This window comes from Streptomyces sp. NPDC096205, assembly GCF_044763135.1.
In the GTDB taxonomy this organism is placed as follows: Bacteria; Actinomycetota; Actinomycetes; order Streptomycetales; family Streptomycetaceae; genus Streptomyces.
Map to the genome: position 1 here is coordinate 154277 of NZ_JBIWFS010000009.1, position 22669 is coordinate 176945.

General features: G+C 71.9%; 21 protein-coding genes and 3 pseudogenes. 12 read left to right on the forward strand and 12 right to left on the reverse strand.

Translation table 11 applies throughout. The features are described from left to right. Positions 1 to 78: 78 nt before the first annotated feature. Together ACIQ6Y_RS30190 and ACIQ6Y_RS30195 are read right to left on the reverse strand one after the other, a co-directional pair. The gene (locus ACIQ6Y_RS30190) at positions 79 to 1428 is read right to left on the reverse strand and encodes an endo-1,4-beta-xylanase (protein ID WP_404043625.1); all 1350 of its coding nucleotides are present in this window, start codon (positions 1426 to 1428) and stop codon (positions 79 to 81) included. 124 nt (positions 1429 to 1552) lie between these two features. Next, on the reverse strand, positions 1553 to 2608 hold the full coding sequence (locus ACIQ6Y_RS30195; protein ID WP_404043627.1) for a LacI family DNA-binding transcriptional regulator: 1056 nt from the start codon (positions 2606 to 2608) through the stop codon (positions 1553 to 1555). 140 nt (positions 2609 to 2748) lie between these two features. On the opposite strand from ACIQ6Y_RS30195, the pseudogene ACIQ6Y_RS30200 reads away from it, so the two are divergent. The 4 genes and pseudogenes from ACIQ6Y_RS30200 (at position 2749) to ACIQ6Y_RS30215 (ending at position 8269) form a co-directional block, all read left to right on the forward strand. Next, positions 2749 to 4094, forward strand: a pseudogene (locus tag ACIQ6Y_RS30200) (ABC transporter substrate-binding protein). Positions 4095 to 4126: 32 nt separating this feature from the next. After that, positions 4127 to 5008 carry a carbohydrate ABC transporter permease gene (locus ACIQ6Y_RS30205; protein ID WP_404044172.1) on the forward strand — a complete coding sequence of 294 codons (882 nt, stop codon included), beginning with the start codon at positions 4127 to 4129 and terminating at the stop codon, positions 5006 to 5008. A gap of 4 nt (positions 5009 to 5012) precedes the next feature. Then, positions 5013 to 5918 (forward strand): carbohydrate ABC transporter permease, encoded by a 906-nt coding sequence (locus tag ACIQ6Y_RS30210; RefSeq protein ID WP_404043628.1) that lies wholly within the window; start codon positions 5013 to 5015, stop codon positions 5916 to 5918. Between the two features lie 44 nt (positions 5919 to 5962). Beyond that, positions 5963 to 8269, forward strand: a complete 2307-nt coding sequence (locus tag ACIQ6Y_RS30215; RefSeq protein ID WP_404043630.1) for a glycoside hydrolase family 3 N-terminal domain-containing protein — start codon at positions 5963 to 5965, stop codon at positions 8267 to 8269. Positions 8270 to 8323: 54 nt separating this feature from the next. Here the strand turns inward: ACIQ6Y_RS30215 and ACIQ6Y_RS30220 are convergent, their stop codons facing one another. From ACIQ6Y_RS30220 to tsaB, 4 genes are read right to left on the reverse strand one after another with little or no spacing between them, the layout of a single operon-like run. Beyond that, the gene (locus ACIQ6Y_RS30220; protein WP_404043632.1) at positions 8324 to 8578 is read right to left on the reverse strand and encodes a hypothetical protein; all 255 of its coding nucleotides are present in this window, start codon (positions 8576 to 8578) and stop codon (positions 8324 to 8326) included. Then, positions 8575 to 9660: a tRNA (adenosine(37)-N6)-threonylcarbamoyltransferase complex transferase subunit TsaD gene (gene tsaD / locus ACIQ6Y_RS30225; protein ID WP_404043634.1), complete on the reverse strand. Its 1086-nt coding sequence runs from the start codon at positions 9658 to 9660 to the stop codon at positions 8575 to 8577. Before tsaD ends, ACIQ6Y_RS30220 begins: the two co-directional genes overlap by 4 nt. After that, positions 9653 to 10159 (reverse strand): ribosomal protein S18-alanine N-acetyltransferase, encoded by a 507-nt coding sequence (gene rimI / locus ACIQ6Y_RS30230; RefSeq protein WP_404043636.1) that lies wholly within the window; start codon positions 10157 to 10159, stop codon positions 9653 to 9655. The genes tsaD and rimI overlap by 8 nt, the downstream gene beginning before the upstream one ends. Further along, positions 10156 to 10812 carry a tRNA (adenosine(37)-N6)-threonylcarbamoyltransferase complex dimerization subunit type 1 TsaB gene (gene tsaB, locus ACIQ6Y_RS30235; RefSeq protein WP_404043638.1) on the reverse strand — a complete coding sequence of 219 codons (657 nt, stop codon included), beginning with the start codon at positions 10810 to 10812 and terminating at the stop codon, positions 10156 to 10158. The genes rimI and tsaB overlap by 4 nt, the downstream gene beginning before the upstream one ends. A gap of 108 nt (positions 10813 to 10920) precedes the next feature. On the opposite strand from tsaB, the gene ACIQ6Y_RS30240 reads away from it, so the two are divergent. After that, the gene (locus ACIQ6Y_RS30240) at positions 10921 to 11475 is read left to right on the forward strand and encodes a hypothetical protein (RefSeq protein WP_404043640.1); all 555 of its coding nucleotides are present in this window, start codon (positions 10921 to 10923) and stop codon (positions 11473 to 11475) included. Positions 11476 to 11477: 2 nt separating this feature from the next. Here the strand turns inward: ACIQ6Y_RS30240 and ACIQ6Y_RS30245 are convergent, their stop codons facing one another. The 5 genes from ACIQ6Y_RS30245 to ACIQ6Y_RS30265 form a co-directional block, all read right to left on the reverse strand. Next, positions 11478 to 11612: a hypothetical protein gene (locus tag ACIQ6Y_RS30245; protein ID WP_404043642.1), complete on the reverse strand. Its 135-nt coding sequence runs from the start codon at positions 11610 to 11612 to the stop codon at positions 11478 to 11480. 148 nt (positions 11613 to 11760) lie between these two features. Then, positions 11761 to 12270, reverse strand: coding sequence for a tRNA (adenosine(37)-N6)-threonylcarbamoyltransferase complex ATPase subunit type 1 TsaE (gene tsaE / locus ACIQ6Y_RS30250; protein ID WP_404043644.1), 510 nt, complete (start codon positions 12268 to 12270; stop codon positions 11761 to 11763). Beyond that, a complete protein-coding gene (locus ACIQ6Y_RS30255; protein ID WP_404043646.1) occupies positions 12239 to 13477 on the reverse strand; it encodes an alpha/beta fold hydrolase in 1239 nt (412 codons plus the stop codon). Before ACIQ6Y_RS30255 ends, tsaE begins: the two co-directional genes overlap by 32 nt. Before the next feature lie 41 nt (positions 13478 to 13518). Then, on the reverse strand, positions 13519 to 14691 hold the full coding sequence (alr, locus tag ACIQ6Y_RS30260; protein WP_404043648.1) for an alanine racemase: 1173 nt from the start codon (positions 14689 to 14691) through the stop codon (positions 13519 to 13521). A gap of 48 nt (positions 14692 to 14739) precedes the next feature. Beyond that, positions 14740 to 15483 (reverse strand): L,D-transpeptidase family protein, encoded by a 744-nt coding sequence (locus ACIQ6Y_RS30265; RefSeq protein ID WP_404043650.1) that lies wholly within the window; start codon positions 15481 to 15483, stop codon positions 14740 to 14742. A 113-nt stretch (positions 15484 to 15596) separates the two neighbouring features. Between ACIQ6Y_RS30265 and ACIQ6Y_RS30270 the strand changes: the two genes are divergently transcribed. The 5 genes and pseudogenes from ACIQ6Y_RS30270 to ACIQ6Y_RS30290 all read left to right on the forward strand — a co-directional run bounded on the left by ACIQ6Y_RS30270 (position 15597) and on the right by ACIQ6Y_RS30290 (position 18737). Further along, entirely contained in the window at positions 15597 to 15968 is a 372-nt protein-coding gene (locus ACIQ6Y_RS30270; RefSeq protein ID WP_404043652.1) for a holo-ACP synthase, read from the forward strand. A gap of 16 nt (positions 15969 to 15984) precedes the next feature. Then, the gene (locus ACIQ6Y_RS30275; protein WP_404043654.1) at positions 15985 to 17418 is read left to right on the forward strand and encodes an NAD(P)H-hydrate dehydratase; all 1434 of its coding nucleotides are present in this window, start codon (positions 15985 to 15987) and stop codon (positions 17416 to 17418) included. Between the two features lie 749 nt (positions 17419 to 18167). After that, positions 18168 to 18347: pseudogene (locus tag ACIQ6Y_RS30280) on the forward strand (Scr1 family TA system antitoxin-like transcriptional regulator); the annotation flags it as partial. Positions 18348 to 18350: 3 nt separating this feature from the next. Beyond that, positions 18351 to 18515 (forward strand): annotated as a pseudogene (locus ACIQ6Y_RS30285) (DUF397 domain-containing protein); the annotation flags it as partial. Positions 18516 to 18521: 6 nt separating this feature from the next. Next, positions 18522 to 18737 carry a DUF397 domain-containing protein gene (locus tag ACIQ6Y_RS30290; protein WP_404044174.1) on the forward strand — a complete coding sequence of 72 codons (216 nt, stop codon included), beginning with the start codon at positions 18522 to 18524 and terminating at the stop codon, positions 18735 to 18737. Here ACIQ6Y_RS30290 and glmS read toward each other — a convergent pair. After that, complete coding sequence (glmS, locus tag ACIQ6Y_RS30295; RefSeq protein WP_404043656.1) at positions 18698 to 20545, reverse strand: glutamine--fructose-6-phosphate transaminase (isomerizing); 1848 nt, start codon at positions 20543 to 20545, stop codon at positions 18698 to 18700. The two genes, ACIQ6Y_RS30290 and glmS, sit on opposite strands and share 40 nt — an antisense overlap. A gap of 189 nt (positions 20546 to 20734) precedes the next feature. Here glmS and coaA point away from each other — a divergent pair, with 189 nt between their 5' ends. Together coaA and ACIQ6Y_RS30305 are read left to right on the forward strand one after the other, a co-directional pair. After that, positions 20735 to 21703, forward strand: coding sequence for a type I pantothenate kinase (gene coaA, locus ACIQ6Y_RS30300; protein WP_404043658.1), 969 nt, complete (start codon positions 20735 to 20737; stop codon positions 21701 to 21703). 34 nt (positions 21704 to 21737) lie between these two features. Continuing rightward, entirely contained in the window at positions 21738 to 22655 is a 918-nt protein-coding gene (locus ACIQ6Y_RS30305) for a DUF389 domain-containing protein (RefSeq protein WP_404043659.1), read from the forward strand. Positions 22656 to 22669: the final 14 nt, after the last annotated feature.

Genomic DNA, 22669 nt, shown 5'->3' on the forward strand with positions numbered 1-22669 from the left:
CGGGAACGTCAGACCATGTTTTCTTCGGAAAATCTCAGATTTCTCTGCTTGACGTCATGTCAGAAGCTCGGCCCGGCCTCAGCCGAGCGTCACCACAGGCACCGGATTGCTCCCGCTCCACGTGCCGTTGAACCCGAAGGTCACCGAACCCCCGTTGGGAACCGTCCCGTTGTACGAGGCGTTGGAACAGGTGACGGCCGTCCCCGACTGGGTGCAGTTCGCGTTCCAGGCCTGGGTGACGCGCTGTCCGGCTCCGAAGGTCCAGTTCGCCCGCCAGGACGACAGCGAGCCGCCCGAGCAGGAGATCCGCACCTGCCCGGTGAAGCCGGTGCTCCACTGGTTGACGACGCTGTAGACCGCCGTGCAGCCGTCACCCGGAGGCTGGGTCGTGCCGCCGCCCAGCGAGCCGGCGATCGCGTAGTACGCCGGCTTCGGCGCGAAGTTCTCGGTGTACGGCGTCGCCGCGCCGTACCCGTCGAACACGTCCGGGACCCAGGAGTCGGAGTCGGTGAAGCCCCACACCGTCGCTCCGACGCACCGGCTGACGGCCACACAGGCGTCCATGACGGCCTTGTAGTCGGCGGCCTGCTGGGTGAGCTTGGCGTCGGTGGCCGGCAGCTGCATCCGGATGTCGAGCTCGGTGATGGCCACGTCCACGCCGAGGTCGGCGAAGCGCTGGATGTTCTGCTGGAGGCTGGAGGGCACCTGACCGAGGATCAGGTGCGCCTGCAGGCCCACGCCGTCGACCGGGACGCCGCGCTCCTTCAGCGACTTCACCAGGTTGTACAGGGCGGTGGACTTCGCGTTGACGCCCTCGACGTTGTAGTCGTTGATGTACAGCTTGGCGCCGGGGTCGGCGGCCCGCGCCCAGGTCAGGGCCTGCGCGATGTAGTCCTGGCCGAGACCGTTGGACCAGATCGTCGACCGGTAGGTGCCGTCCTCGTTGAACGCCTCGTTGACCACGTCCCAGGCGGCGATACGGCCCTTGTAGCGGGTCATCTCGGTGGTGATGTGGTCCTGGAGGATGCTGCTCAACTGCGCCTGGGTCCAGGTGCCGTTGGTCAGCCAGCCCGGGTTCTGGCTGTGCCAGACCAGCGTGTGGCCGCGCACCTGCTGGTTGTGGGCGGTGGCGAAGCTGGCGACCTGGTCGGCCGGGGCCCAGTTGAAGCTGCCCCGGCTCGGCTCGACCGACTCCCACTTCATGGCGTTGTCGGGGGTGACCGAGTTGAACTCGCGGCCGGCGATGTCGCCGTAGGTGCCGGTGAGCTTGGCGGGGTTCACCGCCGAGCCGATGACCTTGCCCTTGGCGGCGGCGAGGTCGCGCAGGGGTGTGTCGGCGGCCTGGGCTCCGGGCGCCGCCACGAGCAGGGCGCCGAGCGCGGTGAGTCCGGTGACGAGAGTGACGAGGCCGGATCTGAGGGATCTCATGTGCGGGTGCCTCCGAAAGTTCCGAATGTTTCGGTGGTGCAACCGATTGGCTTCGGAGGAGTGTGGGGGCGCCCGCCCCACTCGTCAATAGGTCACCTTCCGGCCGGCGACACCCAGGGGCCCCTCAGACCGCTGCGGGCGCGGCCGTGCTGCTGCGCACCACCAGGCTCGTCGCCAGCTCCACCCGCGTCGCCGCCGGGGCGCCCGCATCGCCGCGCGCCAGCTCCAGCACCAGCCGGGCCGCCGCCTCGGCCATCTCGGTCAGCGGCTGCCGTACGGTCGTCAGCGGCGGGCCCACCCAGCGGGCCACCGGCAGATCGTCGAAGCCGACCACGCTCAGGTCCTCCGGGACGCGCAGCCCCAGCTCGCGCGCGGCCTCGTACAGCCCGAGCGCCTGGAGGTCGTTGCCCGCGAAGACGGCGGTCGGCCGGTCGGGGCGGCGCAGCAGCTCCAGGCCCAGCCGGTAGCCGGCCTCGTGGTGGAAGTCGCCGGTGACGACCAGCGAGGGGTCCACCGGCAGCTCGGCCGTCTCCAGCGCGGCCCGGTAGCCGTCGACGCGGGCGCGGCTGCACATCATCCGCAGGGGCCCGCTGATCGCGCCGATGCGGGTGTGGCCGAGTTCCACCAGGTGCCGGGTCGCGGCGAGGCCGCCCTGCCAGTTGGTGGCGCCGATCGAGGGCACGTCGGAGCCCGGGTCGCCGGCCGGGTCCATCACCACGAACGGGATGGAGCGGCTGGTCAGCAGCGCCCGCTGGGACTCGTCCAGCTCGGACAGCACCAGGATCACGCCGTGCGGGCGGCGGGCCGCGACCTGGTCGGCCCAGGTGCGGCCCGGGGTGAGGCGCCCGGCGATCTCGGAGAGCACGACGCTCAGCCCGGCGTCGCGCGCCACGTTCTCCACGCCCCGGATGACCTCCAGCGCCCAGGCGCTCTCCAGCTCGTGGAAGACCAGGTCGATCAGCGGGGAGCGGGTCGCCTCGGCGCGTCGGCGCCGGTAGCCGTGGGCGCGCAGCAGCTCCTCGACGCGCATCCGTGTCCCGGGCGCCACATCGGCTCTGCCGTTGAGGACCTTCGAAACAGTCGGCGCGGAGACCCCGGCCTCGCGGGCGATCTCGGCGAGGGTCGCGGTCTGCGCCGAGCGGGCTGCCGTATGGGCTTCAGCGGATTCCGGAGCTGTCATGTCGGCGATCGTATCTCTGCACACGGTCTTGACGGACCCCCTCTGTCGCCATACCTTCCCGGAACATTCGTAATTCAGCCCGAATCTTTCGCTCAGTTCGTTCGACACAGGTTCTGACACTTCCCGGGAGAGGTGCTGTCATGGGGTCCACCACGCCGTCCTCCAAGCCGTCCGACGGCGGACGCACGTTCAGCAGGCGCTGGGTCCTCGGCGCGGTGCCGCCGCGCTCACCACGCCCGCCCTGGCCGCCTGCGGCGACAGCGGCGGCCAGAGCGGAAGCGGCGGCACGGTCACCGCCTTCGTCTACGGCGACGACGCCGTGAAGGTGCAGCAGGCCGCGGTCGACCGCTTCAACGCCTCCGCCGCCGCCAAGAAGACCGGCGGCCGGATCCGCCTGCAGAAGGTGCCCGGCTCCGACTACTCGCCCAAGCTGCGCACGGCCATGGGCTCGCCCAGCGCGCCGGACATGTTCTTCAACTGGGGCGGCGGCTCCATCAAGGCGTACGAGGAGGCGGGCAAGCTCGTCGACCTCACCGACATCATCGAGAACGACCCGGTCCTGAAGAGCGGCTTCCTGCCCTCCGTCCTCGCGGCGGGCGACCTCAAGGGGCGCCACTACGGCATCCCGATGCGCGGCATGCAGCCGGTGATCCTCTTCTTCAACAAGACCGTCTTCGCCGAGCAGAACCTCCAGCCGCCCACCACCTGGGACCAGCTGCTCGACATCAACACCAAGCTCAAGAAGGCCGGCATCACCCCGTTCGCGCTCGGCGGCTCCGACGTGTGGCCGGAGCTGATGTGGCTGGAGTACCTGGTCGACCGGCTCGGCGGCCCCGAGGTGTTCAAGCGCATCCAGGACGGCGACGCCGAGGGCTGGGGCGACCCGGCGGTGCTGAAGGCCGCCGAGATGGTCAAGGAGCTGATCGACGACGGCGCCTTCGGCTCGAAGTTCACGTCCGTGTCGTACGTCAACGGCGGCGCCCCCGCGGTCTTCGCGCGGGGCAAGGCGGCCATGCACCTGATGGGCTCCTGGGAGTACTCCACGCAGCTCGGCAAGTTCCCCGACTTCGCGAAGAAGAACCTGGGCTGGGCGGCCTTCCCGCAGATCGAGGGCGGCAAGGGCTCCCCGCGCAGCGTGGTCGGCAACCCCACCAACTACTGGTCGATCAACGCCCGTACCCGCAACAAGGACGCCGCGATCGCCTTCCTCAAGGACTGCGCGTCCAAGGAGTACGCCCGCGCGCTGGTCGCCAACGGCGACGTCCCCACCACGTCGAACGCGGCTCTGCTGCTGGGCGACGCCCCGAACGCCGAGTACGCCCTGTTCCAGTACAAGCTGGTCGAGGACGCCCCCTCCTTCACGCTCTCCTGGGACCAGGCCCTCGGTGACGAGCTGGGCACCCGGATGCAGACGGAGATCGGCAAGCTGTTCGCGGGCAAGTCCTCGCCGAGCGACTTCGTGGCGGCGTGCAAGGGGCTGAAGTGAGCTCCACCAGGATGCGTCCCCGGGACACCAGCATGCGCTCCCCGAACACCAGGACGGGCCCCCGGACCACCAGGATCCGCCCGCACGCCTCCTGGGCCCTGCCGGGCGTGCTGTTCTTCACCTTCTTCGCCGTCGTCCCGATGGCGCTGGCCTTCTATCTGTCCTTCACCTCCTGGGACGGCCTGGGAGACCCGCGCCCGGTGGGCCTGGAGAACTGGCAGAAGCTCCTCGACGACCCACGGCTGACCCAGTCCCTCAAGCTCACCGTGATGCTGACCGTGACCAGCTGGCTGTTCCAGACCGTCGTCTCGCTGCTGCTCGGCGTGTGGGCGGCGGGGCCGCAGCGCAACCGGGCCGTGCTCTCGGCGATCTTCTTCGTGCCGCTGCTGCTGTCGTCGACCGCCGTCGCGCTGCTCTTCTACGCGCTGCTCGACCCGAATTTCGGCATCATCCAGAAGGACATCCTGGGCTCGTCCTCCGGTGCCTTCCTCGCGATCGTCTTCGTCGGCGGCTGGCAGTTCATCCCGCTGCACACCCTGATCTACCAGGGCGGCGCCCGCCAGATCCCGCCGGTCCTCTACCAGGCGGCGGCCATCGACGGCGCCGGACGCTACCGCCAGTTCTTCTCCATCACGCTGCCGCAGCTGCGGCACACCATGACCACCTCAACGGTGCTGATCGTGGTGGGCTCCCTGACCTACTTCGAGACGGTCCTGATCCTGACCAAGGGCGGCCCCGGCACGGACACCGCGATCCTGCCGTACCTGATGTACGAGGCGGGCTTCCGCTCCTACGACTTCGGCTACGCCAGCGCCATCGCCTCCTTCCTGGTCCTCGCCGCCACCGGACTGTCCCTGCTGCTGGTCAAGCTCACCGGCTTCGGCGGCATGCGCAGCACCCGCGAAGGGATGTGACGAGATGTCCCACGACACGCTGCCGCGCCCGGCGAAGACTTCCGGCCGCAGGACACCGCCGCCGGACAAGCCCTCTCGCCGCAGGCGCCACTGGACGCGGCGTCCCAACCCGGTCGCGGGATTCGGCGCGCTGATCTGGCTGGTGATCGTGCTGATCCCGGTCTACGCGATGCTCTCCGCGTCCCTGACCGGCCCCGACCAGGCGCTCACCGGCAACCCCCTCAAGCCGCCCGCGCAACCGACCCTCGACAACTACAACACCGTGCTGCACAGCGGCTTCTGGCATCTGCTGAGCAACACCGCGATCGTCGCGGTCGCCGTCGTCGGCATCGTGCTCACGCTGTGCGTGCCGCTCGCCTACGCCGTCGTCCGCACCCGCGACCGCTGGTCCGGCGCCGCCTTCCGGCTGTTCCTGCTGGGCGTGGCGATCCCCGCGCAGGCGGTGGTCGTCCCGCTGTACCTGCTGATCGCCAAGCTCGACCTGTACGACACCCTCCTCGCGGTCATCCTGCCGACGGCCGCGTTCGCGATGCCGGTCTCGGTGCTGGTGCTCGTCGGCACGCTCCGGGACATCTCGGAGGAGCTGTACGAGGCGATGGCGCTGGACGGGGCGAGCGCGCTCAGGCAGCTCTTCCGGCTGACGATCCCGCTGGCCAAGGGCGGCATCAGCACGGTCGTCATCTACTCGGCGCTCCAGGCCTGGAACGGCTTCCTCTTCCCGTTGATCTTCACCCAGTCCGACGAACCGCGGGTGCTGACCCTCGGCCTGTTCAACTACGTCAGCCAGTTCGGCGTGAACATCCCCGCCCTGCTCGCCTCGGTCGTCCTCTCCGGCATCCCCATCTTCGCCGTCTACCTGGTGGCCCGGCGCGCCCTCGTCGGCGGCCTGATGGGCGTGGGCGGCAAGTGAACCGACGCCAACCCGCCGTCCCACCCGACTCTGACAGGAGTTTCATGACCACCGCCCCCTGGCGCGACCGCGCCCTGCCCGCCTCCGCCCGCGTCGACGACCTGCTCTCCCGGATGTCCCTGAAGGAGAAGACCGCCCAGCTGTACGGCGTCTGGGTGGGCGCCGGCACCGACGGCGACGGCGTCGCCCCCCACCAGGACCAGATGAACGCCGACTACGAGTGGGAGGAGCTGATCACCCACGGGCTCGGACAGCTCACCCGCCCCTTCGGCACGGCCCCCGTCGAGGCGGCGGCCGGCGCCCGCTCCCTGGCCGCGGCCCAGCGCACCATCGCCGCCGCGAGCCGCTTCGGCATCCCGGCGATGGCCCACGAGGAGTGCCTGGCCGGCTTCACCGCCTGGGGCGCGACCGCCTACCCGGTGCCGCTCGCCTGGGGCGCCTCCTTCGACCCCGCCCTGGTCGAGGAGATGGCCCGCAGCATCGGCCGCGACCTGCGCACGGTCGGCGTCCACCAGGGCCTCGCGCCGGTCCTGGACGTCGTACGCGATGCGCGCTGGGGCCGTGTCGAGGAGACCATCGGCGAGGACCCGTACCTGGTGGGCACCATCGGCGCCGCCTATGTGCGGGGCCTGGAGTCGGCCGGCATCGTGGCCACGCTCAAGCACTTCGCCGGGTACGCGTCCTCCGCGGGCGCCCGCAACCTCGCCCCCGTGCGCGCGGGTGTGCGCGAGTTCGGGGACGTGACGCTGCCGCCGTTCGAGATGGCGCTGCGCGAGGGCGGGGCGCGGTCGGTGATGGCGGCGTACAACGAGACGGACGGCGTGCCCGCGACCGCCGACGCCCGGCTGCTGACCGAACTCCTCAGGGAGACCTGGGGGTTCACCGGCACGGTCGTCTCCGACTACTTCGGCGTCGACTTCCTGCGCACCCTGCACCGGGTGGCCGCCGGCTCGGCCGAGGCGGCGCACGCGGCCCTCGCGGCGGGCGTGGACGTCGAGCTGCCGACCCTGGACTGCTACGGCGACCCGCTGCTGACCGCCGTACAGGAAGGCCGGATTCCCGAGGAGCTGGTGGACCGGGCGGCCCGCCGGGTCCTGCTGCAGAAGTGCGAGCTGGGCCTGCTGGACGAGGACTGGCAGCCCGAGGTACCCGAGTCGGTCGATCTGGACTCGGCGGAGAACCGCGCGCTGGCCCGGCGCCTCGCCGAGCAGTCGGTCGTGCTGCTGGCCGACCCCGACGGCACACTGCCGCTGTCCCCGGACGCCCGGATCGCGGTGGTCGGCCCGCGCGCGACCGACCCGCTCGCCATGCTCGGCTGCTACTCCTTCCCCTCCCATGTGGGCGTCCAGCACCCCGAGATCCCCATGGGCGTCGACATCCCGACCGTCCTGGACGCGCTGCGGGCCGAACTCCCCGACGCGAAGGTGACGTTCGCCGAGGGCTGCGGGGTGGACACCCCGGACACGGCCGGTTTCGAGGAGGCCGTCGCGCGGGCCACCGAGGCCGATGTGTGCGTGGCGGTGCTCGGCGACCGCTCCGGCCTGTTCGGGCGGGGCACCTCCGGCGAGGGCTGCGACGTGGCCGACCTGCAGCTGCCCGGCGTCCAGGGCGAGCTGCTCGACGCGCTCCTCGCCACCGGCGTCCCGGTGGTGCTGGTGCTGCTCACCGGCCGCCCCTACGCGCTGGGCCGCTGGCACGACCGGCTGGCCGCGACCGTGCAGGCCTTCTTCCCCGGCGAGGAGGGCGGCCCCGCGCTCGCGGGCGTGCTGTCCGGCCGGGTGAACCCCTCCGGCCGCCTCCCGGTGAGCGTGCCGCGCGGGCCGGGCGGGCAGCCCTGGACCTACCTCCAGCCGCCGCTCGGACTGGCCGGGGACGTCAGCAGCCTCGACCCGACGCCGCTGTACCCCTTCGGGCACGGCCGCTCCTACACGACCTTCGCCTGGGAGGACTTCACCGACGGCACGGACATCGCCACCGACGGCTCCCTCGACCTGGCGCTCACCGTCCGCAACACCGGCGACCGCGCGGGCACCGAGGTCGTCCAGCTCTATCTGCACGATCCCGTGGCCTCCGTCACCCGCCCCGACATCCGCCTCGTCGGCTACCACCGCCTCGACCTCGACCCCGGCGAGGCCGCCCGCGTCACCTTCCGCTTCCACGCCGACCTGTCCTCCTTCACGGACACACGCGGCCGGCGGATCGTCGAACCGGGCGACCTGGAGCTGCGGGTGGGCGCGTCCAGCACGGACGTACGGCACACCGCGCGGCTGCGGCTGACCGGGGACACGCGCGTCCTGGACGGAACACGCCGGCTGCGCTGCGAGGTGACGGCCCAACTTCCGTCCAGCTGAAGGCTGCTGCGCGAGCACCCTGGCGCAGCTGCTGGGGCTGTAGGAAGGGCGAGGTCAGCCGACCGACTCGAACCGCCAGCGGTGTACCGCCCGGGTCACCAACTCCCCGTCCGGCTCCGGCAGTTCGGGGAGGTCGGCGTCGTAGGGCGCGTCCCACCAGGTGATGACCAGGACCCGGTCCTGCGGCGCGCGGAAGGTCTCGCGGCGCAGCAGGGGTCCGCCGGCCGACTCCTGCGCGCGTGCCCAGGCGAGCAGTTCCCCGCCCCGGCCGGGCACGGCCCGCGCCTCCCACATCAGGGCGACCGTCACGGGTACAGGTTCTCCTTGCTGACCTCGTGCACATGGTCGTGACCCGGCACATGAGGGTCCGTCACCGGCAGGGAGGAGTCGGCCGACAGGTCCCAGCTGGAGGCGGCCCGGCCCCGGGCGACCATCTCGGCGCCGAGGGCGGCCACCATCGCGCCGTTGTCGGTGCACAGCTTCGGCCGCGGCACCCGCAGCCGGATGCCCGCCCGCTCGCAGCGCTCCTGGGCGAGCGCCCGCAGCCGCGAGTTGGCCGCGACACCGCCGCCGATCATCAGGTGGTCGACGCCCTCGTCCTTGCAGGCCCGTACGGCCTTGCGGGTGAGCACGTCGACGACCGCCTCCTGGAAGGAGGCCGCCACATCACGCACCGGCACCTCCTCGCCCGCGGCGCGCTTGGCCTCGATCCAGCGGGCCACGGCCGTCTTCAGACCGGAGAAGGAGAAGTCGTACGCCGGGTCGCGCGGCCCGGTCAGCCCGCGCGGGAACGCGATGGCCTGCGGGTCGCCCTCGCGCGCGTAACGGTCGATGACCGGGCCGCCGGGGAAGCCGAGGTTCAGCACGCGGGCGATCTTGTCGAAGGCCTCGCCGGCCGCGTCGTCGATGGTGGCGCCCATCGGGCGGACGTCGGAGGTGATGTCGGAGGACAGCAGCAGCGAGGAGTGGCCGCCGCTGACCAGCAGGGCCATCGTCGGCTCGGGCAGCGGGCCGTGCTCCAGCTGGTCGACGCAGATGTGCGAGGCGAGGTGGTTGACGCCGTACAGCGGCTTGCCCAGGGCGTAGGCGTAGGCCTTGGCCGCCGAGACGCCGACCAGCAGCGCGCCCGCGAGGCCCGGCCCCGCGGTGACCGCGATGCCGTCGAGGTCACGGGCGCTGACGCCGGCCTCCTTCAGCGCACGGTCGATGGTGGGGACCATCGCCTCCAGATGGGCGCGCGAGGCCACCTCGGGCACGACGCCGCCGAACCGGGCGTGCTCGTCGACGCTGGAGGCGACGGCGTCCGCGAGGAGCGTGGTGCCCCGGACGATGCCGACGCCGGTCTCGTCGCAGGAGGTCTCGATCCCCAGTACGAGGGGTTCGTCAGCCATTGTTCTCGGTTCCTTGTGCGTTCGCTGGGTCGTTCAGGCGCATCACCAGGGCGTCCACGTTCCCCGGCTGGTAGTACCCGCGCCTGAACCCGATGGGTTCGAAGCCGAAGCGTTCGTACAGCCGCTGGGCGCGGGTGTTGTCCACCCGGCACTCCAACATGACCTCCGAGCACTCGAAGGCGGTCGCCGCGCGCAGCAGCTCGCTCAGCAGCCGCGCGCCGAGCCCGGTGCCCTGCTGGTCGCGGGCCACGGCGATGGTCTGCACATCGCCGAGTCCGCCGGAGGCGGCCAGGCCCGCGTAGCCGACGATCCGCCCGCCGTCCTCGGCGACCACATAGCGGCGGGTGGAGCCGGGGCCCCGCGCATGGGCCAGTTCGGACCAGAACATGCCCCGCGACCAGGCGTCCTCGGGGAAGAGGTCCTTCTCCAGGTCCAGCACGGGGTCGATGTCCCACCAGCGCATCTCGCGCAGTCGCGGGGTCGTCACGGGCGCGGTCACTTGGGGGTGACCACCTTGTAGTTCTTGGGCACCTGCGCGTCCGGCCGGCGCAGATACAGCGGCCGGGGCGCTTCGAGCTCCTCGCCCGCGGCGAGCTTCTCGGCGGCCAGCGACGCCAGCGCCGCGGCCGACACATGCTCGGGCTCATGGGCGCTGGGGAAGGTGTCCGGGTAGAGCAGCGCACCGGCACCTACGGCGGGCAGTCCGGCCACCCTCTCGGCGATGTCGGCGGGCCGGTCGACGGCCGGGTCGGTGAGCCGGGTCCGGGAGTCGGCGTACGTCGCCCAGTAGACCTCCTTGCGCCGGGCGTCGGTCGCCACGACGAAGGGGCCCTTCTCGATGTCGGCGGCATACGCCAGGCCGTCCAGCGTGCACACGCCGTGCACGGGCACGCCGAGCGCGAGGGCGAAGGTGTCGGCGGTCATCAGACCGACGCGCAGACCGGTGTAGGGGCCGGGGCCGATGCCGACGACGACGCCGGTGACGGCGTCGAGCTTCAGTCCGGCCTCGGCCAGCACACGGTCCACGGCCGGCAGCAGCAGCTCGCCGTGCCGGCGCGCGTCCACCTGGCTCGACGAGGCGATGACGTCCGTGCCGTCGTGCAGCGCGACGGTGACGGCGGGAGTGGCGGTATCCAGAGCGAGCAAGAGCACGCAAACAGCCTACGGCCCCCACGCTGCGGGCACGGCCGCCCCGGTCGGCCACGCGCTGACTGCTAACGTCACCACGAACCGGGACGTACGACGCAGAGGTGGACGACGGTGACAAGCAGCAGCTCGGGGTTCGTGGCCGCCCTCACCGCGGCGGCCGTCGCCACGGTCGGCTTCCTCACCTACCAGGCCTCCGCGAACGTCCCGCCGGAGCTGAGCCACCCGCAGGCGCTCTCCCCCTCGGACGTCTCCCCCGTCAAGGCACCCCGCGACAGGAGGCACCCCGCCGCCCTGCCGTCGGGGTCCGGATCGGGTGAACGTGTCGTGTACTCGGTGGACGACGACCGCGTCTGGCTCGTCGGCCCCGGCCACCAGATCCTGCGGACCTTCAAGGTCACCCCGGGCACCGTCGACCCCCGCCCCGGCACCTACACCGTCACCTCCCGCTCCAGCACGGTCACCGGCACGGACGGCACCCCCATCGAGCACGTGGTCCGCTTCACCAGCGTCAAAGGCGTCGCCGTCGGCTTCAGCGCGGCCCGCAACGGCTCCACACCCGCGCCCGACCCGCGCCGCAGAACGGGCGGCATCCGCGAGTCCCGCAAGGACGGCGACGCGATGTGGGAGTTCGCGACGATCGGCCGGAGGGTCGTGGTGATCCGCTAGGGCTAAGCCGCCTCCGGCTGGGGCGCCGGGGGCGGCGTGGAGACGACGGTGGCGGCGGCGCAGGCCGCCAGCAGGTCGCGCATGGAGATGACGGACGGCTCGCTGGGCTGTTTGTCGTCTCGTTCAGTCGCGCTCACGAACGCCTCCTGGAGTGGGCGGCGGAGTTAGTAAGGCAAACCTAACCACGAAACGCCGAGCGGGACAACGCTGCTCCGGGGGCGCGGGGAACTGCGCGAACGGCCACAACGGCGCGGCAGACGCCGGACAACCGCCGGAGGCACACGCTCAGGCGCCCAACGCATCCAGATCCACAGAAGCCCACCGCGCACCGAGCCCCGTCAACGTCACCCGCCGCACCTCATCGGTCGTATCCCCCACAGCCCGATGAATGACGACCTGCAACCGCTCCTCGGTCAGCTCCTCGACCTTGCCCTCGCCCCACTCGACAACCACCACCGACTCCGGCAGCGACACATCGAGGTCGAGGTCCTCCATCTCGTCGAGCCCCCCGCCGAGCCGGTACGCGTCCACATGCACCAGCGGCGGCCCGTCCCCCAGGGACGGATGCACGCGGGCGATGACGAACGTCGGCGAGGTGACGGCCCCCCGCACCCCGAGCCCCTCCCCGAGCCCCCGGGTCAGCGTCGTCTTTCCCGCGCCCAGCTCCCCGCTGAGCATCACAAGATCCCCCGCGCGCACCACCTCGGCCAGGCGCCGGCCGAGCTCACGCATCTGGTCGGGGGAGGTCACGGTCAGCCGGGTCTCAACGCGGCTGTGCGGTGCTGCTGCTTCCATAGCCACCCACGGTAGCTCCTGCCGGGACGGCCCCCGCACGAGTGAGCAGGTCGGCGAGCCGGTCGGTGACCACCTCCGGGTGCTCCAGCATCACCAGATGCCCCGCGTCCGGCACCAGCACCAGCTCCGCGTCCGGCAGCAGGTCGGCGATCGCCTCGCTGTGCTCACTCGGCGTGACCAGGTCCTGCACCCCGGCCAGCACCAGCACCGGCAGCTCACGGAAGTGCGCGAGCGCGTCCGTCTTGTCGTGGTCGGTGAAGGCCGGGTAGAACTCGGCGACCACGTCGATGGGCGTGCCCTCGATCATCCGCTCGGCGAACCGGGCCACGGCCGGGTCGACGTCCCGGGACGCGAACGAGTAGCGCTTGATGATCCCGGCGAACAGGTCGGCCGTCGCCCGCCGCCCCTTCTCCACCAGCTCGGCCCGCTGCCCCAGCGCCTTCAGCACGCCCGGCAGCACCCGCCGCACCGCGTTCACCCCGGCGACGGGCAGCCCGAAGTTGACCTCGCCGAGCCGCCCCGACGACGTACCGACGAGCGCGACCGCGACGACCCGCTCCCGGATCAGCTCGGGGTACTGCGCGGCCAGCGCCATCATGGTCATGCCGCCCATGGAGTGCCCGACCAGCACGATCGGCCCGTCCGGCACGGCCGCGTCGATCACGGCCTTCAGGTCACGCCCCAGCTGGTCGATGCTCAGCGGCGCCTCGCCCTGGACCTGCGCCACCCCGCGCCCGGACCGGCCGTGGCTGCGCTGGTCCCAGTGCACGGTCCGTACGACACCCCGCAGCGCGGCCCGCTGGAAGTGCCAGGAGTCCTGGCTGAGGCAGTAGCCGTGGCTGAAGACGACCGTGACGGGGGCGGGTGCCTTACGGCCGAACAGCCGGCGCCGCCGCGGAGCTCCGCCGCCCTCGGGGTCGACCTCGTCGACCTCGTAGTACAGCTCGGTGCCGTCGTCGGCGTACGCCTTGCCGGGCGTGCCGCGCAGCGCGCCGTACGGGCCGGCGGAGTCCAGGGCGAGGCGGGCCTTCTGCCGCATGCCGCGGCCCACGGTCAGCCGCTCTATGGCGACGCCGGCCGCCGCGCCCGCCGCGACGACACCTATCGCCACACCGGCGATGCCGGTGGCCCGGCGCCAGCTCCCGGTGGCCACCGCCCCCGTGGCGGAGGCGACGGCCGCGACGGCCTCCGCGCTGCTCTCGCTCACGTACCGCTCCTCAACTAGGTGTCACCTCGGTCCGGGGTCGGCTACCCCTGTTCTTCCCCGTTCACATGGACGCGGGGCACACGGCTTCCGATCCGGGTGACGATCTCGTACGCGATGGTGCCCGCGGCCTGCGCCCAGTCCTGGGCGGTGGGCTCGCCGCGGTCGCCGGGGCCGAACAGGACGGCCTCGTCGCCCGCCGACGGCTCGTCCCCGCCGAGGTCGACGACGAACTGGTCCATCGCGATCCGCCCCGCGACCGTGCGCCACTTGCCGCCGATCAGGACCGGCCCGGCGCCGGAGGCGTGGCGCGGGATGCCGTCCGCGTAGCCGACCGGGACCAGGGCGAGGGTGGTGTCGCCGGGGGTCGTGTAGTGGTGGCCGTAGGAGATGCCGTGGCCGCCGGGCACATGCTTGACCAGGGCCAGGGACGCCGACAGCGTCATCACCGGGCGCAGGCCCAGCTCGGCCGGGGTGCCCAGCTCGGGGGCGGGCGAGATGCCGTAGACGGCGATGCCGGTGCGGACCAGGTCGAAGTGGGTCTCGGGCAGCGTGAGCGTGGCCGGCGAGTTGGCGATGTGCCGCACCTCGGGGCGTACGCCCTGCTGCTCGGCGTACGCCAGCATCTCCCGGAACCGGGTGAGCTGGGCGGCGATCGACGGATGGCCGGGCTCGTCGGCGCAGGCGAAGTGCGACCACAGGCCGGTGATCCGGATCAGCCCCTCGCGCTCGGCGCGCAGGGCCTCGGCGACCAGCTCGGCCCAGTCGGCGCCCGGCTGGCAGCCGCCCCGGCCAAGACCGGTGTCGGCCTTGAGCTGCACCCGCGCGGGGGTCCCCGCCTGCCGGGCGGCCGCGGTGACCTCGCGCAGGGCCCACATGGCGCTGACGGACACGTCGACGTCGGCCTCGATCGCCTCGCGCCAGGGCCCGCCGGGCGTCCACAGCCAGCACAGAATGCGTACGTCGTTCAGCCCGGCGGCCCGCAGCGCCAGGGCCTCCTCGGGTGTGGCCGTGCCCAGCCAGGTCGCTCCCGCCGCCAGAGCCGCGCGGGCGCACGGCACCGCCCCGTGGCCGTACGCGTCGGACTTCACCACGGCCATGACGGCCGCGCCCGACGCCTTCTCCCGCAGGGTGCGCACATTGGCCCGCAGCGCGGCCAGGTCGATCTCGGCGCGGGCGCGCAGCGGGGCGGAGGGCAGGAACGCAGTCTCACTCATCCCGCCCAGTGTCTCAGAGGGGCCGGACAGCGCCGGGCGGGCACGGGCTCACGTCCCCGGCCGGCGACCCCACACGTACACCCGGTCGCCCTTCTTCAGCACGCCCCACAGCTTCTTGGCGTCGCCCAGCCGCAGGTTGACGCAGCCCATCGACCCGACGGTGGTGAAGATGGTCCCGTACACGGCGTGGAAGGCCTGCCCTCCGTCGAAGAACTGGGCGTAGGGCATGGGCTGGCCGTACAGCGTGGACACATGGTTCTTGTGCCGCCAGTAGACGGTGTGCCACCCGGTCCGCGTCCGGTACCCGGCCCGCCCGCTCCTCATCGGTACGGGCCCGTAGACGACCTTCTTCCCCTTCTGCACCCACGTCACCTGCCGGGCGAGGTCCACACAGGCGACCCGGTACGTCCGCACCGGGCACTTCTTCGCCGCGTTGGGGTTCTTCCGCGCGGACAGCAGCATCATGTGCGCCCAGGTGACGGGCCCGGCGAAGCCGATGGCGGGCTTGATGCCGTACTTGAGCTGGAATGCCCTGATCGCCCGGCAGTCGGCCGCCGACTGTTTCCCGTCCGCCTTCCGCTTCAGCCACTTCTCGACCTGCCGCTGATAGGGCCCGGTCCGCTTGCTGCACATCACGCGCGTGACGACGTCCCCGAGAGGCACGTACTCGACCGGGTCGTACGCCCCCGCGGGCGCGGGCGGCACGGGGGCGGCGGCCGCGGTGCCGGCGAACAGCAGGGTCAGGGCGCAGAGGAGTACGGCGACGCTTCTGGAGACAGTCGGTCCACTCATCACACGATTCAGCAAAACGGCCCGCCGCACGGCCGTGGGGGCGCCGCGCGGCGGGAGTCACCCGGGCGTACGAGCGACGAGCGGAGGCACCGGGGCCGTCTAGGGTGCTCGGCATGAGCATCATCGGGGTCGGTATCGACGTGGCGGAGATCGACCGTTTCGCCGCGTCCCTGGAACGCACGCCCGGACTCGCCCGACGCCTCTTCCTGGACAGCGAGTTGCTGCTCCCCGGCGGAGAACGCCGCGGCAAGGCCTCACTGGCCGCCCGCTTCGCGGCGAAGGAGGCCCTGGCCAAGGCACTGGGCGCACCGGCGGGCCTGCACTGGACGGACGCCGAGGTGTACGTCGAGGACAGCGGGCAGCCACGCCTTCGCGTACGGGGCACCGTTGCGGCGCGCGCGGCCGAACTCGGCGTCCGTGCCTGGCATGTGTCGCTCAGCCATGACGCGGGAGTGGCCTCGGCGGTGGTGATCGCGGAGGGCTGAGGGCAGACTCGTCGTCATGCGTACTGCCTACAGCGTGGAAACGGTACGGACCGCCGAGCGGAGCCTGATGGCACGCCTGCCGGAGGGGACGCTGATGCAGCGGGCCGCGGCCGGCCTGACAGCGGCCTGCGCCGACGTACTCGGCCGGGTCTACGGCAGCAGGGTCGTGCTGCTGATCGGCAGCGGCGACAACGGCGGCGACGCCCTGTACGCGGGGGCGAGGCTGGTGCGCCGGGGCGCGGGCGTGACGGCGGTGCTGCTGACCCCGGACCGGGCGCACGCGGGGGGCCTCGCGGCCCTGCGCAGGGCGGGCGGCAAGGTGCGGGACACGACGGACGCGGAGAAGTGGATCTCCCGGGCGGATCTGGTCCTGGACGGGATCGTGGGCATCGGCGGCAAGGGGGGCCTGCGCCCGGAGGCGGAGCGGTTGGCTGTCGTCTGCGAGCGTGCTGGTGTTCCGGTCGTGGCGGTGGACCTGCCGAGCGGTGTGGACGCCGACACGGGTGAGGTGCACGGCCGCGCGATCCGGGCCGACCTCACGGTCACCTTCGGCACGCACAAGCCGGGCCTGCTGATCGACCCGGCGCGGGAGTACGCGGGCTCGGTCCGCCTGGTGGACATCGGCCTGACCCTGCCGGAGGTCCCGGAGGTGGAGGCGCTCCAGCACAGAGACGTGGCGGGGCTGCTCCCCGTACCGGCCCCCGAGAGCGACAAGTACCGGCGGGGCGTGGTGGGCGTGGCCGCCGGCTCGGCCCGCTACCCGGGCGCGGCGGTCCTGGCCGTGGCGGGCGCCCTACGGGGCGGCGCAGGCGCGGTCCGCTACGTGGGCCCCGCCGCGGACGCGGTGATCGCCCGCTTCCCGGAAACCCTGGTCTCGGACCGGGGCCCGGCCAAGGCCGGCCGGGTCCAGGCCTGGGTGGTGGGCCCGGGTGCAGGCGATGACGCGGCGACGGTGGCCGAGGTCCTGTCCACGGACGTCCCCGTACTCCTGGACGCCGACGGCCTGCGCCTGGCGGACCAGGAGACGGTACGCGCCCGTACGGCCCCCACCCTGATGACCCCGCACGCCGGAGAGGCGGCCGCCCTCCTGGGGGTGACGCGCGAGGAGGTGGAGCGCGCCCGCCTGAACTCGGCCCGCGAACTGGCGAGGCGCTACGGGGCGACGGTCCTCCTGAAGGGCTCGACGACCCTGGTGGCCGACGCGACCACGGACACCCCGGTACGAGTGAACCCGACAGGCACCTCCTGGCTGGCCACAGCAGGCAGCGGCGACGTCCTGTCAGGCCTGGCGGGGTCCCTCCTGGCAGCAGGCCTCGCCCCACGGGACGCGGCGAGCGCGGCGGCCTACCTCCACGGCCTGGCAGGGCGGTACGCCGCACAGGGCGCACCCGTGGGGGCGCAGGACGTGGCGGAGGCACTGCGGAGGGCGTGGCGGGACGTCCTCGATTAGGCCCCTCCAGAGCGACTCGGAAAGCGCGCTGCCGATGAGCCGCGCTGCCTTGGCTGAGGTTGGGCCGCCCGCTTCTTTGCCAGTGTCGTGCTTCCACGCCCCGAGTAAAGGGCGCTCCCTGCGGTCGCGTCGGCTGCCGCCGATGGCCCTGCGGGCCACCCTTGACACGGGGCGCTCCAGCACGAGGGAGAAGCGAGCGGGCAGGCCCGGAAAACGGGGGGCCAGGGAAGTGACCCCCTGAGCCCACCTGGGAGCGGGATGGGCGTTGCGGGAGCGCGCCTGCGCCGCACATGCACGCCGCCACGGCTTAGCGGCCGCCGGGCCGTCCCGGGCGCCGCGCGCGGCGGGTGGCCGGGGGCACTCCGGCATTGCCTGGCGCCGCCAGGCCGTCCCGGGTGCCGCACGCGGCAGACCCGTGGCGGCACGCCGGGCGGGCTCAGCGGCCACCCGCCGGTGGTGGTGCCGGGCGCGCCGGGGCCGTGGTGGAGGCGGGCTGGCTCGGCGGCTTGCGGCCGTGGATGGGGGTGGTGCCGCCCCAGGGGACCGGAGGCCGGGAACCGGGGACGGGGGACCGGCCGGGGCGGCGCGTCAGTGGATTCTCATCGTTTGTTGCGCACACAGCGGTCCGTACGGCCTGCTGCCCGCCCCAGGTTGCAACAAATGATGCAGACACTCACCGAGTGGGTGCGCGCCACTCCCACCGGCGGAAAGCCGCCGCCCCGGGCCGGAGTGTCCACCCCGCCCGGCGCGCGGGCGGCCCCATCCCCAAGCTGGACACCGTGGTGCGCGACGGCCCCAACGGCCCGGTGTTCATCGACTCCGAAGCCCAGCTCAGCCGTTATCGAACGCTCCTTCGTAGGGTGGAAGCAGTGTCACTCGAACCCGACCGCTCTCGTGAGTTCATCCGCTGCTTGGCGAAGGAGCTGTAGGCCATGACGACCCTCGACACCTGGCACAAATCGTCCTACTCCGGTGGGGGCCAGGGTGACGCCTGTGTGGAGATCGCCGACCGACGGGCCCAGATAGCCATCCGCGACTCAAAAGCCCCCACCCACGGCCCCCTCACCTTCCCCACCGCCGCCTTCACCGCCTTCCTCGACAGCGTGAAGACCACCCCCTGGCGCAAGTCGTCCTACTCCGGCAGCGGCGACGGCAACGCCTGTGTCGAAGTCGCCCACACGCGGACCCACATATCCATCCGCGACTCAAAGGCCCCGACCCGCGGCACCCTCACCCTCCAGGTCGGAGCCTTCGCTCCCTTTCTCCAGGCCCTGAAGGCCTACTCCACCGTCACCGACTTCGCCAGGTTCCGAGGCTGATCCACCTCGTTGCCCCGCGCAGCGGCCAGTTCGCATGCGAAGACCTGGAGCGGGACGGTCGAGACGAGGGGCTGGAGGAGCACAGGGGTGGCAGGGATGCGGATCAGATGGTCGGCGTACGGGACGACCGCCTCGTCGCCCTCCTCGGCGATGACGATCGTGCGGGCACCTCGCGCGCGGATCTCCTGGATGTTGGAGACGATCTTGTCGTGGAGGACGGACCGGCCCCGAGGTGACGGGACGACCACCACCACGGGCAGGTCCTCCTCGATCAGGGCGATGGGCCCGTGCTTGAGCTCGCCCGCGGCGAAGCCCTCCGCGTGCATGTAGGCGAGTTCCTTGAGCTTGAGGGCGCCTTCGAGGGCGACGGGGTAGCCCACGTGGCGGCCCAGGAACAGGACCGTGCCCTTGGAGGCCAGGGACCGCGCCAGCTCCCGTACGGGCTCCATGGTCCGCAGGACCCGCTCGACCTCGCCGGAGATCTCGGCGAGGTCCCGGATCACGGCGCGGACCTCGTCACCCCACTTGGTGCCGCGGACCTGGCCCAGGTACAGGGCCACCAGGTAGCAGGCCACCAGTTGGGTGAGGAACGCCTTCGTCGAGGCGACGGCCACCTCCGGGCCCGCGTGGGTGTAGAGGACGGCGTCCGACTCGCGGGGGATGGTGGAGCCGTTGGTGTTGCAGATGGCCAGGACCTTGGAGCCCTGTTCGCGTGCGTGGCGCAGGGCCATCAGCGTGTCCATGGTCTCGCCGGACTGGGAGATGGCGATGACCAGCGAACGGGGGTCCAGGATCGGGTCGCGGTAGCGGAACTCGCTGGCCAGCTCGACCTCGCAGGGGATGCGGGTCCAGTGCTCGATGGCGTACTTGGCGATCAGGCCCGCGTGGTACGCCGTACCGCAGGCGATGATGACGACCTTGTCGATCTCCCGCAGCTCGGCCGCCGAGATGCGCACCTCGTCGAGCGTGAGGGAGCCGGCCGCGTCGATGCGGCCGAGCAGTGTGTCGGCGACCGCCTTGGGCTGCTCGGCGATCTCCTTGAGCATGAAGTAGTCGTAGCCGCCCTTCTCCGCGGCGGAGGCGTCCCAGTCGACGTGGTAGGAGCGGACGTCGGCGGGACGGCCGTCGAAGCCGGTCACCGTGACGCCGTCCCGGCGCAGCTCGACCACCTGGTCCTGGCCCAGCTCGATCGCCGAGCGGGTGTGGGCGATGAACGCGGCCACGTCGGAGGCGAGGAAGGTCTCGCCCGCGCCGACGCCGACCACGAGCGGCGAGTTGCGGCGCGCGCCCACCACCACGTCCGGCTCGTCCGCGTGCACCGCGACCAGCGTGAACGCACCTTCAAGGCGGCGGCACACGAGCCGCATCGCCTCCGCCAGGTCCGCCGTCGCGGAGAACTCCTCGGCCAGGAGATGGGCCACCACCTCGGTGTCCGTCTCGGAGGCCAGCGCGTGCCCGCGTTCGGCCAGCTCGGCGCGCAGCGCGGCGAAGTTCTCGATGATGCCGTTGTGCACGACCGCCACCCGCCCGGCGTTGTCCAGGTGAGGGTGGGCGTTGGCGTCGGTCGGGCCGCCGTGCGTGGCCCAGCGGGTGTGTCCGATGCCGGTCGAGCCGGTCGGCAGCGCGTGCTCGGCCAGCTCCTTCTCCAGGTTGACCAGCTTGCCGGCCCGCTTGGCGGCGGCGAGCCCGCCGTCCGAGAGCACGGCGACGCCCGCCGAGTCGTACCCCCGGTACTCCAGCCGCTTCAGTCCGGCCATGACGACCTCTAGCGCCGACTGCGGCCCTACGTATCCCACGATTCCGCACATGCGAGGCAGCCTAAGGGCGTCCGAATGCCTGAACACCCCTTCGCGTGCCCGGATTCGGAAATAATCAGCCCCGTTCGGCCCCTCAAGAGCACCACATCGGTCGGCGGTGAAGACCCGGCGTGACGGAGCACACCCACCACCCCGTTCAAACAGCGTTAACAATGGACTGTGATCTCTCCGGTCCCCGCGATGCCCCGGAGCGCCCACCGGCCCAGGCCGGAGGCGACTCCCTACCTCGACCTCACCCGAGCCGAGTGGAGCGCGCTGCGTGACAAGACGCCGCTGCCGCTGAGTGCCGAGGAGGTCGAGAAGCTGCGCGGTCTCGGCGATGTCATCGACCTCGACGAGGTCCGGGACATCTACCTGCCGCTGTCCCGGCTCCTCAATCTCTACGTCGGTGCCACGGACGGTCTGCGCGGCGCCCTGAACACCTTCCTCGGCGAGCAGGGCTCCCAGTCGGGCACCCCCTTCGTCATAGGAGTCGCCGGTTCGGTCGCCGTGGGAAAGTCCACCGTCGCCCGACTGCTCCAGGCCCTCCTCTCGCGCTGGCCCGAGCACCCGCGCGTCGAGCTGGTCACGACGGACGGCTTCCTGCTGCCGACCCATGAGCTCCAGAGCCGCGGCCTGATGTCCCGCAAGGGTTTCCCGGAGTCGTACGACCGCCGGGCCCTGACCCGGTTCGTCGCCGACATCAAGGCCGGCAAGGGCGAGGTGACGGCCCCCGTCTACTCGCACCTGATCTACGACATCGTCCCCGGCGAGAAGCTCACGGTCCGCCGCCCGGACATCCTGATCGTCGAGGGCCTGAACGTCCTGCAGCCCGCCCTGCCCGGCAAGGACGGCCGCACCCGGGTCGGCCTCGCCGACTACTTCGACTTCAGCGTGTACGTCGACGCCCGCATCGAGGACATCGAGCGCTGGTACCTCAACCGCTTCAAGCGCCTGCGCGAGACGGCGTTCCAGAACCCGTCCTCGTACTTCCGCCGGTACACCCAGGTCTCCGAGGAGGAGGCCCTGGACTACGCCCGCACGATGTGGCGCACGATCAACAAGCCGAACCTGGTGGAGAACATCGCCCCGACCCGCGGCCGCGCCGCCCTGGTGCTGCGCAAGGGCCCGGACCACAAGGTGCAGCGCCTCAGCCTGCGGAAGCTCTGACACGCCGGAAAGACGGGCCTGCTAGAAAGGCCGCATGCTGCATCTGCGTCTGATCACACCGGCCGGGCAGACCGACGCCGTGGTCCGTCTCATCGAGAAGACGGTGGGCACCACCCACGTGGTGGTGGTTCCGGGCGCCGCCCGCAACCCGGCCGGGGACGTCGTGATGTGTGACGTGGCCCGCGAGGCCGCCGACGAACTCATCGGCGACCTCCAGGAACTGGGGCTCGACGCGACCGGTTCGATCGCCGTGGAGAACATCGACCTGTCGCTGTCGAAGCGCGCCGACAAGGCCGAGGAGGAGGCCCCCGGCGAGGGCGCCGACGCGGTCCTGTGGGACCACCTGACGGACGTGACCCACGAGGAGTCGACGCTCAGCGTCACCTACATCGGTTTCCTGGCCGTGGCGACCATGCTCGCGGCCTGCGGTGTGATGCTCGACAACGCCATCCTGATCGTCGGCGCGATGGCGGTCGGCCCCGAGTTCGGGCCGCTGGCCGGTATCTGCACGGCCCTGGTCCAGCGGACCCCGCACCGCGTGTGGCGCTGCCTGTGGGCGCTGCTGGCCGGCTTCGCCGCCGCCATGATCCTCACCGCGGGCTTCGGCTGGCTCATGGACGCCTTCGGCCTCTTCGACAAGGACATGATCGAGGCCGCCCGCCCCAACACGGCCTTCATCTGGCAGCCGGACTGGATGTCCTTCGTGGTCGCCTTCCTGGCCGGCATCGCCGGCACGCTCTCCCTGACCTCTGCCAAGTCCGGCGCCCTGATCGGCGTCGCCATCTCGGTGACGACCGTCCCCGCCGCCGCCAACGCCGCCATGGCCTTCAGCTACAGCGACTACTCCCAGACCTGGGGCTCAGCCGCCCAACTCCTGGCCAACCTGGGCGGAATCGTGGCCGCGGGGACGATGACCTTGATGCTTCAAAAATGGCTCTGGAGGCGTGCCTGAAGGGGCGCGGGGAA

What these genes read in the sequence shown, in the direction of transcription:
- ACIQ6Y_RS30190 (WP_404043625.1), bottom strand. Translation starts at nt 1,428, where the DNA reads ATGAGATCCCTCAGATCCGGCCTCGTCACTCTCGTCACCGGACTCACC.
- ACIQ6Y_RS30195 (WP_404043627.1), bottom strand. Translation starts at nt 2,608, where the DNA reads ATGACAGCTCCGGAATCCGCTGAAGCCCATACGGCAGCCCGCTCGGCG.
- ACIQ6Y_RS30205 (WP_404044172.1), top strand. Translation starts at nt 4,127, where the DNA reads ATGCGCTCCCCGAACACCAGGACGGGCCCCCGGACCACCAGGATCCGC.
- ACIQ6Y_RS30210 (WP_404043628.1), top strand. Translation starts at nt 5,013, where the DNA reads ATGTCCCACGACACGCTGCCGCGCCCGGCGAAGACTTCCGGCCGCAGG.
- ACIQ6Y_RS30215 (WP_404043630.1), top strand. Translation starts at nt 5,963, where the DNA reads ATGACCACCGCCCCCTGGCGCGACCGCGCCCTGCCCGCCTCCGCCCGC.
- tsaD (WP_404043634.1), bottom strand. Translation starts at nt 9,660, where the DNA reads ATGGCTGACGAACCCCTCGTACTGGGGATCGAGACCTCCTGCGACGAG.
- tsaE (WP_404043644.1), bottom strand. Translation starts at nt 12,270, where the DNA reads ATGGAAGCAGCAGCACCGCACAGCCGCGTTGAGACCCGGCTGACCGTG.
- alr (WP_404043648.1), bottom strand. Translation starts at nt 14,691, where the DNA reads ATGAGTGAGACTGCGTTCCTGCCCTCCGCCCCGCTGCGCGCCCGCGCC.
- ACIQ6Y_RS30265 (WP_404043650.1), bottom strand. Translation starts at nt 15,483, where the DNA reads ATGAGTGGACCGACTGTCTCCAGAAGCGTCGCCGTACTCCTCTGCGCC.
- ACIQ6Y_RS30270 (WP_404043652.1), top strand. Translation starts at nt 15,597, where the DNA reads ATGAGCATCATCGGGGTCGGTATCGACGTGGCGGAGATCGACCGTTTC.
- ACIQ6Y_RS30275 (WP_404043654.1), top strand. Translation starts at nt 15,985, where the DNA reads ATGCGTACTGCCTACAGCGTGGAAACGGTACGGACCGCCGAGCGGAGC.
- glmS (WP_404043656.1), bottom strand. Translation starts at nt 20,545, where the DNA reads ATGTGCGGAATCGTGGGATACGTAGGGCCGCAGTCGGCGCTAGAGGTC.
- coaA (WP_404043658.1), top strand. Translation starts at nt 20,735, where the DNA reads ATGCCCCGGAGCGCCCACCGGCCCAGGCCGGAGGCGACTCCCTACCTC.
- ACIQ6Y_RS30305 (WP_404043659.1), top strand. Translation starts at nt 21,738, where the DNA reads ATGCTGCATCTGCGTCTGATCACACCGGCCGGGCAGACCGACGCCGTG.